Raw genomic sequence first — 11694 nt, 5'->3', positions numbered from 1 at the left:
TTTTTTTTTATATAACAGGCGCCCCCCCAGCTTCACACCTCTATATTTGTCTGCAGAGTCATATGTGTATAATAGACAGACACTGAATGCAGGTTTTTCATTAAAAGATGAGGAGATTACCCTGGATAATCAGGGGCTCTATCTGGATCAACTGACCATTGAGGATAATGGGGGCAATGGTTTTACCCTGGATGGGCAAGTCCTGACAGAAAGTTTTACCAACCCGGCATTTGACCTCAAATTGACCGCCAACAATTTCAGGTTTTTGAATTCCACAGCAGAAGACAATGATCTTTTTTATGGAGATGCCATTATTGATGCGGATGTATCCATAGGTGGAGATTTGAACTTGCCGGAAGTTTCGGCCAACCTGACCGTAGATGAAGGTACCAACCTGAGTTTTGTGGTACCGGAAAGCCAGCTGGATGTGGTGGAAAGAGAGGGAGTTGTCACTTATGTCAACAGGGAGGACCCTGAAGATATACTTACCAAAAGACTGGAGGAGACCAGCAATACGGGTTTTTCCGGTTATCAGGTGTCTGCCTTGTTGAAAGTATCTCCGGAAGCCATATTCAATGTGGTCATTGATGCCCGCTCGGGGGACAACCTCCTGGTAGAAGGGGCAGCAGACCTTCAGTTAGACCTGGATCCAAATGGCCGGATTAATCTTACCGGTATTTATGAACTGTCCAGGGGGCATTACGAACTGAGCTTGTACAATATGGTCAACCGAAGGTTTGAGATCAGGAAAGGCAGTTCCATTACCTGGGCCGGAGATCCCCTGGATGCCTCCATGGACATCACTGCCATTTACAGGGTCAAAACTTCTGCTGTCGATTTGATGACAGCTACTGCCGCCGGTGGAAGCAGGGAAAATATGATGCAGTACCGGCAGCAACTGCCCTTTTTGGTTTATCTGAATATAGAAGGGGAAATGCTCAGGCCTTTGATTTCCTTTACTTTGGATATGCCTGAAGATGAAAAAGGTGCTATTGGGGGAAGTGTGTATTCCCAGGTGCAGCAACTGAACAACCAGGAGGGGGAATTGAACAGGCAGGTTTTTTCCCTATTGGTCCTCAACAGGTTTTTCCCCAGTGGATCCAATACAGGTGGTGGAGGTACCACCGCCATGGCAAAATCAAGTGTAAGCCAATTGCTTTCCAGCGAGCTGAATTCCCTGACAGATAATGCGCTGGGCGGAACGGGTTTTGAACTGGATGTGGATTTGGATAGCTTTCAGGATTATCAGGGTGAGGCCCCGCAATCCAGGACCCAGCTCAACCTGAATGCCCGCAAACGCTTTCTGGATGACAGATTGATTGTACAGGTAGGAAGTCAGATTGATATTGAAGGCAGCTCCAGAGAAAGAGGCGCAGAGAATGCCCTTTTGGGAAATGTCAGCATTGAATACCTGCTTACAGAAAACGGGAGATACCGAATCCGGGGTTTTCGCAAAAATCAATTCGAAAGCTTTATAGACGGACAGTTGGTGGTTACTGGGTTTTCGGCAATTTTTAATCGTGAATTCAATTACTTCCATGAGCTATGGAGGGGAATAGAAACCAAACGAAATGGCAGAGATCCAATAGAAGATTCAACTGAAGCAGCGGATGATAAGCAAAAGAAATAACATGTACACCGGTAATTTTAGGCGACCCAGTCAGCTAAATTTTATTTGGTTGATGCTTTGCTTCTTGGTAGCTACGGCTTGCAATGTAACCCGGTATATACCTGAAGGTGAATTGCTCTACACGGGAGCCAAGCTGGAAATTACACAGGAATCCCCGATCAAACGCATCGATGAGGTGAGGGAGGAACTGCAGGGATTGATCAGGCCCAGACCCAACAACAAGATATTGGGTCAGTATCTGGGTTTGTGGGCACATTATAAAATGCAAAAGGAAAATCCGGGTTTTATCAACCGGTTTATTTATAAAAAAATAGGGGAGGAACCTGTATACCTCAGTCAGGTGGATACAGAGAAAACAGAGGAATTGATGTTAAACAGGTTGGAAAACAAAGGCTACTTTTACCCTGAAATCAGCTCCACTTTTAGAAGAAAACAAAAAAAGGGGGATGTTAGCTATGAGATAAGCCTCAATGTACCCTACACCCTGAAAACCTACCAATACGAAAGAGACAGTCTTCCTATAGATCATGATATCAGGGATTTAATGGCTTCCAGTGAAATCAAGCAGGGAGACCGTTTTGAGCTGGCACGCTTCAAGCAAGAGCGGGAGCGCCTGAATACAGCACTTAAAAAAAGGGGTTATTATAATTTTAATCCTGATTTTCTGATTTTCGATGCAGATACCAATCAATATGAGGGACGCGAATTTGATTTGTTTTTAAGGCTGAAGGAAAATGTGCCCCAAGATGGGATAATACCCTATCAGGTCAGGTCTATCCAGGTATTGCCCAATTATTCCCTGGATGAATACGGAGAAAATACAGATACCACCGTAGTGAATGGAGTGGAATTTATACAGGAAAACCTTTCCTTCAAACCTGAATTACTGCGGCAGTATATATTGATTGAAAAGGACAGCTTGTTTGATGCCAGCCAATCCAGGTTGACAAGTAACAGGTTGTCCGGAATCGGCAACTACCGATTTGTCAATGTCAGGTTTAATCCCGTGAAAGATAAAATAGAATCCGGAAAGGGATTTTTGGATGCCAAAATCTATTTGTCCCCGCTGGACAAGCGGTCGATAAGGGCGGAATTACAGGGCGTATCCAAATCCAATAATTTTGCGGGGCCGGCACTGCTTTTGAATTACAGGAACCGAAACTTGTTTTTTGGGGGTGAAACACTAAGCCTGACGGGTAAATTGGCTTACGAAAGTCAGATTGCCTCAGGAGACCGTGAGGGCTTAAATGCATTTGAATTGGGCTTGAAAGGAGATTTGATTTTTCCTAGGGTAGTGTTCCCCATTACCATCAAGGAGCGATTTGCCTATTCTGTGCCCAAAACCAAAATCAGTCTGGGAACTGAATACCAGGACCGCAGGGGGCTATACCGGCTCAACTCTATATCCTCAACCTATGGTTACTTCTGGAATGCCAATCGTTTTGTTTACCATGAAATAACTCCGATTAGCATCAACTTTGTAAACTTATCCCGCACTTCCCCTGAATTTGATGAGATATTGAATGCCAATCCGTTTTTGCGGCAAAGTTTTGAGCAACAATTCATAGCAGGTATCACCTATAATTTTTCTTACAATAAATTGATGGACAAATACCGGACCCACAGCATTTTCTTTGGTGCGAACCTGGATCTGGCAGGGGCGGGCCTGCGTTTTGCCAATGAGGTGCTGAACGGCGAGAACCCCAATACTTTCCTTGGCTTCAATTATGCACAATACAACAAGGGCGATATTGATTTCAGGTACTATTGGCGCTTTACAGAAGAGCGCCTGCTGGCAGCCAGGCTTTTTGGAGGTGTAGGTTTGCCTTATGGCAATTCCGTTTCCCTTCCCTTTGTCAAACAGTTTTTTTCGGGAGGCCCCAACAGTATCCGGGCCTTCCGGATCCGATCTCTGGGTCCGGGTTCCTTCCGGCCAGACAGTGAGAGCACGGCCAACTTTTTTGATCAGGCCGGAGACATCAGGTTGGAAGGCAACCTGGAATTTCGGTTCCCTATCGTCTCTTATCTTAGAGGGGCTGTTTTTCTCGATGCGGGAAATGTTTGGCTGGTCAATGAAAATGAAGCCCTGCCCGGGGGAAAAATTGGGAAAGACTGGTACAAGGAATTGGGTATAGGTACAGGTATAGGATTGCGGGTGGATATTGAATTTTTCGTGCTGCGCTTTGATCTGGCTACCCCGCTGAGAAGACCCTACATGCCTGAAGGGGAACGCTGGGAAAAAGATTTTAACCTTGGAGAAAGCGAATGGAGAAGAGAAAATTTAATTTTCAATTTCGCCATCGGTTATCCATTTTAATCGTTATTTGGCAGCTTCAGGGTAATTTTTCAAGGCTTCTTTGGCTTTCTTCAGGCTGTACAGGTAGCCCAACATGGTAGGGGTCACCAAAGCAAAAACAGCCAGGTTGCCCAAACCCTTCGCTTTTTTCATGGCAAGAGTCGCCATAATTATGGTCAATGGAATGCCATACCTGACACCAAAGTCCAGGTATTTTTGATAGGTAGTCATAGATTTTAAATTATTCATGCAGTTAATTCCACAAGTTTAATGCCGGAATCTGTGGTCCGACGCAAATTCACCCCATCCCCAAAGGTCAGGTGTTTCAAACCTTCAGGGTCTCAAAGACCCCGAAGGTTTCCACGATTTCGGTTTAGGGTTCCCATTAAACCTAGCCATGTAAGGGTGGGATCTCTCAGCGATGGGTGCAGCCCATCGATATAGAATAACTCAATCTGACTGAGCCCTGAAGGGGCGTGATATTTTTTCCTGGAACCGGTTTGGATTGCCGAATATATTTCGCCCCTTCGGGGCTTTGGATGGGGTTTTCGATACTTTTCACAGGGCTTCACCCTGTGCTTGGATATTATGCCCCTTCAGGGCTTAAAAATATATTTTCGTTATTGGTAATTCAGGTTGGATTTTTCTGGTAATTGCTATCCTTTTAGGGTGAAGGACGTCTTAATTTTTCATTCATCCCAGCCCTGCAAGGGCGGAATACCCCAGCGATGGGTGCAGCCCATCGTATAAGAGTAACTCGCATTATTCTAGCCCTGAAAGGGTGGGATATGTTACTCTTTTCGCGATCCCGTTAAAAATTAATTGGCAATTGACCAGCAAATTTGCGATTAAACCAAAAATGAAATATTTTTATAAGGGTTAGGTTATCAGGTGTTTACACATTTCTCTGCAAATGGAGAAATTTAATATACGCATTATGGGACAGTCTCACGTCAGAAATTATATCCATATTATTTTTAGTACAAAAAACCGAATGCCATTGATTAATATAACGGTAGAAGATGCACTCCATCGTTATCTGGGAGGGATTTGTAATAACATGGGATGTCGGGTAATAAAAATTGGAGGGTACACCGACCACGTTCATATTCTCTGCTTGCTATCAAAAAAGAGGGGATTGGTAGAATTACTGGAGGACTTAAAATCCCATTCCTCAAAATGGGTGAAAACACAAGGAGCAGGATTGGAAAACTTTTATTGGCAAAATGGTTACGGTGCCTTTTCGGTAAATCCCACAGAGGTGGACACCGTAATTCAATACATTTCCAACCAACATACTCACCATGCAAAAAGGACATTCCAGGAAGAATATCGTAAGTTTTTAGAAAAGTATAATGTTGAATACGATGAGAGATATGTTTGGGATTAGAATAAATGGGTTTGTGAATTTTTGGTAATAATTTCGATAAATAGGTTTCATGTTTTTTTATTTGGTTGATTCTTATCTTCTTGTCGGTTTATTACGCCCTTTCCTTGAGTTAGGGGAGTGGATACTGTCACAAGTCTCCTTTCCGTGTTTAGTTATTCCGCACTTTCGGTGCTTAGAGCCTCATTCATTTTCTATTCAGCCAAGCCCTGAAGGGGCGGGATCTCTCAGCGATGGGTGCAGCCCATCGATATAGAATGACTCAATCGGACTGAGCCCTGAAGGGGCGTGATATTTTTTCCTGGAACCGGTTTGGATTGCCGAATATATTTCGCCCCTTCGGGGCTTTGGATGGGGTTTTCGATACTTTTCACAGGGCTTCACCCTGTGCTTGGATATTATGCCCCTTCAGGGCTTAAAAATATATTTTCGTTATTGGTAATTCAGGTTGGATTTTTCTGGTAATTGCTATCCTTTTAGGGTGAAGGACGTCTTAATTTTTCATTCATCCCAGCCCTGAAAGGGCGAGATACCCTAGTGATGGGTGCAGCCCATGGAAAAAAGAGTTTCAAAAATACCTCAGCCCTGTAAGTGCGCAATAGAATATCTGTTAGCAAGAATGAGAGGAATATATCTTTCCCTTTCGGGGCAAAGATACCGAACCATGGGAATTTTTTGACCTCAATACCTGATCTTAAGCTGCTCCCCGGGTTCATCAGATCTGCTCAGGTTGGATAAGCTGACACCAAGCAGCCGCACAGGATGGGTTATTGCCTCTTGTTGGGCCAGGTCCAGGCTCAGGTTTTCCATGCTATCCAGAGGTATGGGCTCAGCAAAGGTTCTGGATCGGGTATGTACGGTGAAGTCGTTGTATTTGATCTTGAGCGTCAAGGTCCTTCCCCTGGCCTGATTTCGCTCCAGCCTCCTGAAAAATTCGGGTAAAATTTTTTCCTTCAGGCTATCCAGAATGGCCGCTATATCCATCAGGTCATTTTCAAAGGTGCTTTCTACCCCCAGTGATTTCCTGATCCGGTCGGGCTTTACTTCACTATTGTGTATACCCCTCACAATTTCGTAATAGTGCAGCCCTGATTTCCCAAACCTGCCTGTAAGAAAAGCCAGCGAGTATTGCTTCAGGTCATGCCCATTGTGTATGCCCAGGGATTTCATTTTTTCTGCTGTGACCCTGCCGATGCCAAAAAATTTCTCTATCGGCAACCTCTCTAAAAAAGCCTGCGCTTTTTCCGGGGTGATCACCGCCTGACCATTGGGTTTATTGAGGTCAGAGGCCACCTTGGCCAGAAATTTATTGTAAGAAATGCCTGCAGAAGCATTCAGTCCTGTTTCCGTTTTGATCCTTTGCCGGATTTCTTTGGCTATCAGGGTGGCCGATGGAAGACCGAAGTGATTTACCGTCACATCCAGAAATGCCTCATCCAGGGACAAGGGTTCTACCAGATCCGTATAATCCAGAAAAATCTTCCTTATCTCCAGAGAAATTTCCTTGTATCGCTCAAACCGGGGTTTGACAAATATCAGGGAGGGGCATTTTTTTGCTGCCAGCCTGGAAGCCATGGCGGACCTTACCCCAAATTTTCTTGCTTCATAACTGGCGGCTGCCACCACCCCCCTTTCTTTGTTTCCGCCTACAGCCAATGGTTTGCCCCTGTACTCCGGATGATCCAGCTGTTCCACCGATGCAAAAAATGCATCCATGTCCACATGTATGATTTTGCGGATCAGGGTCATGACTATTATCAGACAGTGCCCTGGGCGAGCATGGCTTTGGCTACTTTTTCAAAAGCCCCGATATTTGCTGCATTCAGGTAATCCTGCTCCTCCAGGTGATGTTTGTCTATGGTTTCCAGACATTTTTCATGGATGTTTTTCATAATGGCGCGCAGTTCTTTCTCCAAATCAATTTTTGCCCAATAGCGACCCATTCTGTTTTGGGTCATTTCCAGTCCAGATACAGCTACTCCGCCGGCATTGGATGCTTTTCCCGGACCATACAGGACCTTGGATTTCTGGAAATAATTGATGGCCTCGGGGGTGCAGGGCATATTGGCCCCTTCTGCCAGCAGCATCAGCCCGTTTTTCCGTAGGGTTTTGGCATCAGCAACATCCAGTTCATTCTGGGTGGCACAGGGGAAGGCACAGTCTGCGGGAATGGACCAGATATTTTTATTTCCTTTGGCCGTGAAGGTGGCAGAAGCATATTTATCGGCAAAAGCTGAAATGCTTTTTCTTTCTCCGTTTTTGACGGTTTTCAGGTGACTCAGTTTTTCCTCAGTCATGCCCTCAGGATCATGAACAAAGCCGGTGGAATCCGAAAAGGCCACTACTTTTGCCCCTTCCTGCAGTAGCTTTTCCATGGCAAATTGGGATACATTTCCTGCTCCAGATACCAAACAGGTTTTGTTGCCCAGGTTGTCATCGACCTCCGTAAGCATAAAATGGGCAAAGTGAATCAGCCCATAACCTGTAGCTTCGGGCCTCAGATAGGACCCTCCCCAATCCGTACCTTTTCCGGTCAATACTCCCTGAAATTCATTCCGGATTTTTTTATAGGTACCGAAAAGGTAGCCTATTTCTCTTTCTCCTACCCCTATGTCACCCGCCGGTATATCCGTAAAATGGCCGATATGGCGGTAGGCTTCCATCATCCAGGCCTGGCAAAACCGCATGACTTCCCCGTCTGATTTTCCCTTTGGGTCAAAGTCTGCCCCTCCTTTTCCTGCCCCCAGGGGCAATCCGGTAAGTGCATTCTTGAAAATTTGCTCGAAGGCCAGAAATTTTAATATGCTTTGGTTCACACTGGGGTGAAAACGAAGCCCCCCCTTATACGGCCCAAGGGCACTGTTCATTTGAACCCTGAACCCTTTATTTACCTGCACCTTTCCCTGGTCATCTGTCCAGCAAACCCGAAAAGAAATAACCCTTTCCGGTTCGCATATCCTTTCAAAAAGTTTTTCATCTACAAAGGTTTTGTTTTTCTTCAGCACGGGAAGGATACTTTCAAATACTTCCTCCACCGCCTGGTGGTATTCTGCTTCATGGGGATTTTTTTGGGTGATGGACTTCAGGATATTGTTTAGTGCGGCCATTTAACTGGATCGGTTTTAAGTTGATAAAAATAATTTAATGTCTGTATAAGTGTGGAAGCCTTAAGTTGGCATTCCTGGTATTCGTCTGATGCATTGGCATCTGCGGTGATGGCACTGCCAACACCAAAATAATAGGTATTTTTTGCCCGGTCCATGACCAAGCTTCTGATGATCACACAGGTGTCAAAATCCCCGGAGGCATCAATGTATCCCAGGCATCCCGAAAACCAACCCCTTTTAAAGGATTCGTACCTTTCAATCAATTCCATACACTTGATTTTTGGCGCACCGGTCATGCTGCCCATGGGAAAGGTTTTCGAAATGATTTCCCTGAAACCTGTACCGGGAAGCAGTTGGCAACTTACGGTGGAGATCATTTGGGTAATTTGCTGGAAAGTATAGATGCCAAACAATTCATCCACGCTGACCGTACCCGTTTGGGCCAGTCTGGACAGGTCATTGCGCATCAGATCAACGATCATCAGGTTTTCGGCCATTTCCTTTTCACTTTCAAGCAAGGTTTTTCTCAGCATTGCATCTTCCTGCGGGTTGCTGCCCCTCCTCACACTTCCCTTAATGGGCTGGCTGAGCAGGGTTGACCCCTTTTTTTTCAAAAACCTTTCCGGAGAGGCACAAGTCAGAAAAAGGTCGTTTGCTTTGAATAAGGCACTGAAGGGCATGGGGGAATGGGCACAAAGTTGCAAATAGAAACCAACAGGATCGGCGTAGGACAAGCTGCCGTGAAAATCCATGCAATAATTCATTTCATAAATATCCCCATCCAGTATATGTTGCTGGATTTTGTCGAAAACCCTGGTGTATTCTTCCTTCCCATGAGAAGCAAAGAGCGTAAAATCACCTCTGGCCTCAGGTCTTACTGCCTGCGTGGATGCAATGGCTTTGGCACAGGCTTCCGGGTCGGAGGAGATGATCATTGCCACATCGGCTGAAAAACTTACCGTTATTTCAGGGCTGAAAAACAAGGTTTCGGGACATGTCACCCGGCAATCATTCCCACTTTCCAATTTTTCATAGCTGTTTTTTCTGTCATAGGAAATGATACCTATTTTGGGTTTTCCTGCAGGCAAAAGGTCCAAATGATCCAAATCCACTGCCTGAGTACCGGCATAAAAGACATGGGTGAAAGCATCCCCGGGATAGGCAATGCCATTGGGGTTGAAATAGCTGTAATAGTTAAAATGCTGATCTGCCCAATCAAGCAATTGGCGGACCCATTGTGGGTTGACGGAAAGGGAAATGCTGCTTTCTTGTTTGGACATAGGGGCAAAAATAGGAAAAAGGCAATAAAAAAGGGGACAAAATGTCCCCTTCTCTATTACATAATTTCTTACTTCACTATCAATTGGCCTTGATATCGAAATTGACGCTTACCGTATTGTAGATAAACTGGTCTTTGGCTTTGTCAACAGCAGTAGCTTCATCACCGTAAGACAAACCCCATTCTGTACGGTCTATGTTGAAACCTGCCTGGGCGGTAATGGTTCCGTTATTCATAGACACGCTGGCCGGGAATTTGATGTTTTTGGTGTTGCCCCTCATGGTCAGGTTACCACTGATCCAATGGGTAGGTGTAGCTGGTGCGAGTTCAGAAGCACTTTTTGGCGTGTTTTCAGACTCAAATTGCTCTTTATCCTGCACCTCATCACCAGCGGCGTAAGGAGTGATTTCTGTGATCTCGAAACTTGCCTGAGGATGGTTGGCTGCATCAAAAAAGTCATCTGACTGCAGGTGGTTCCACAATTTACCGTGGTTTTCACTTCCTTCTTCCAGGTCATGGATTTCAAGACCGGTAATGTCAAAAGTGAATTCTCCTGCGGTAATGGCGTCTCCTTCTACTGAGATTTCACCTCCGGTAACCGGGATAAGGCCATTGTGTTGGCCTGTAGGCTTGTAACCTCTCCAGTTTACTTTACTTGAATTGACATCAAGGGCCAATGTGGATCCGGTAGCTACAGCTACTTCTTCTGCTTCTGAAGTTTCTACTGTTTCCGAACTTTGGCCACATGAAAACGCCAGCATAGCGGCCGATAACATGAATCCCGATAATTTAATTGCTTTCATAAATAATAATGGTTTAATTAAGATTGGTTTCAATTTATATGTATAAACACTCAAACTGTTTTTATATGAAAAAGTTCAGTATTTCAACAAATAAATTTTTTAAAATTTAAAATTTCGCTGGTTTACAATAATATAATTCTGATTATCATAAATATGGCTCTAGTTAAAAAAGTAGGTAATAAGGCCCCTCAATTTGGAGCGGGTTGTTGGTTGGCAGAAAATGCCACTGTAGTAGGTGATGTGGTAATGGGTAAAGATTGCACCGTATGGTTCAATGCCGTTGTAAGGGGTGATGTGCACTATATCCGGATAGGGGATCGTACAAACATACAGGATGGGGCGGTCATCCATTGTACGTATCAAAAGGCACCGGTAAATATTGGTTCAGATGTTTCCATCGCCCACAAGGCCATTGTACATGGCTGTACCATAGAAGACCGGGTGTTGATAGGTATGGGCGCCATTGTCATGGATGATGCTGTCGTTCAGGAAGGGGCCGTCATCGCAGCCGGAGCAGTGGTGTTGGCGGGTACTGTGGTGGAAAAAAACAGCATTTATGCCGGAATTCCTGCCAAAAGGGTTAAGGCCACCGGGCCTGAGATGGAAGCAACCATCTCCCGGATTGCGGCCAATTATCCCAAATACGCGAGCTGGTATAAGGACTAAGAACCTACCGACGACGGTTTCGGATTTCAAATTGTCTCATTATCTTTAAGTGACTCCTTTCTATTTTGTGTCTTTCCTCCACTAGCGGCAGGCAGCCACGTATCCTCACTGTTCTTTGTAACTCTTTTTTTGTCACAAAGGACTCAAAGATCCACAAAGGGCACAGAGGTTTTTTGATATTACTTCGGGTTCTTTGTGCAACCTTTGTGACACCTCTTTGTTGTTCGTTTCCATTCTCTTCGTCCCTATGTTTTTCCACCTACCGATGATGTTTTAGTTAACCCACTAAAAATCAATATTTTAAAAACATACTACGTCATCCCTATTTCTGCGTTTTTTAAAATGTTAAGTCTACCAATGACGTATTTATTTATTGACGGACATTCATTAAATTGAACACCCTGGTTTTTTGAGGCTTTGGTCACCCATTTTTCACAGGATGCTACATTAAAATTTTATTAACCACATAGTAACATAGGTCACATAGGCATTTTTTACCTTTAATTAATCTATAAAACTATGTGTT

Annotated in this window: 9 protein-coding genes; 4 read left to right on the top strand and 5 right to left on the bottom strand. The window is 44.6% G+C overall.

Annotated features, from left to right (window positions below):
* Both HUJ21_RS07610 and HUJ21_RS07605 read left to right on the top strand, forming a co-directional pair.
* Positions 1-1630: translocation/assembly module TamB domain-containing protein (locus tag HUJ21_RS07610; protein WP_291368419.1), on the top strand; the 1630-nt coding region annotated here is incomplete at its 5' end.
* Positions 1631-1682: 52 nt separating this feature from the next.
* Positions 1683-3947, top strand: coding sequence for a BamA/TamA family outer membrane protein (locus tag HUJ21_RS07605; protein WP_291368417.1), 2265 nt, complete (start codon positions 1683-1685; stop codon positions 3945-3947).
* 3 nt (positions 3948-3950) lie between these two features.
* On the opposite strand, the gene HUJ21_RS07600 is transcribed toward HUJ21_RS07605, so the two are convergent.
* Positions 3951-4175, bottom strand: coding sequence for a hypothetical protein (locus HUJ21_RS07600; RefSeq protein WP_291368415.1), 225 nt, complete (start codon positions 4173-4175; stop codon positions 3951-3953).
* Between the two features lie 664 nt (positions 4176-4839).
* Here HUJ21_RS07600 and tnpA point away from each other — a divergent pair.
* On the top strand, positions 4840-5316 hold the full coding sequence (gene tnpA / locus HUJ21_RS07595; protein ID WP_366483677.1) for an IS200/IS605 family transposase: 477 nt from the start codon (positions 4840-4842) through the stop codon (positions 5314-5316).
* Positions 5317-5994: 678 nt separating this feature from the next.
* On the opposite strand, the gene dinB is transcribed toward tnpA, so the two are convergent.
* The 4 genes from dinB to HUJ21_RS07575 all read right to left on the bottom strand — a co-directional run bounded on the left by dinB (position 5995) and on the right by HUJ21_RS07575 (position 10502).
* On the bottom strand, positions 5995-7062 hold the full coding sequence (gene dinB / locus HUJ21_RS07590) for a DNA polymerase IV (protein ID WP_291368413.1): 1068 nt from the start codon (positions 7060-7062) through the stop codon (positions 5995-5997).
* An 8-nt stretch (positions 7063-7070) separates the two neighbouring features.
* Positions 7071-8420: an NADP-specific glutamate dehydrogenase gene (gene gdhA / locus HUJ21_RS07585; protein ID WP_291368411.1), complete on the bottom strand. Its 1350-nt coding sequence runs from the start codon at positions 8418-8420 to the stop codon at positions 7071-7073.
* Positions 8408-9700, bottom strand: coding sequence for an anthranilate synthase component I family protein (locus HUJ21_RS07580; protein ID WP_291368409.1), 1293 nt, complete (start codon positions 9698-9700; stop codon positions 8408-8410). The genes gdhA and HUJ21_RS07580 overlap by 13 nt, the downstream gene beginning before the upstream one ends.
* A gap of 79 nt (positions 9701-9779) precedes the next feature.
* Entirely contained in the window at positions 9780-10502 is a 723-nt protein-coding gene (locus tag HUJ21_RS07575; RefSeq protein ID WP_291368407.1) for a YceI family protein, read from the bottom strand.
* Positions 10503-10655: 153 nt separating this feature from the next.
* Between HUJ21_RS07575 and HUJ21_RS07570 the strand changes: the two genes are divergently transcribed.
* Positions 10656-11168, top strand: a complete 513-nt coding sequence (locus HUJ21_RS07570) for a gamma carbonic anhydrase family protein (protein WP_291368405.1) — start codon at positions 10656-10658, stop codon at positions 11166-11168.
* The last annotated feature ends 526 nt before the right edge of the window (positions 11169-11694 follow it).

Source organism: Cyclobacterium sp., assembly GCF_014762705.1.
Classification (GTDB): domain Bacteria; phylum Bacteroidota; class Bacteroidia; order Cytophagales; family Cyclobacteriaceae; genus Cyclobacterium.
Note: the sequence above shows the minus strand (reverse complement) of the source record. Positions and strands in the feature narration are given on the sequence as shown.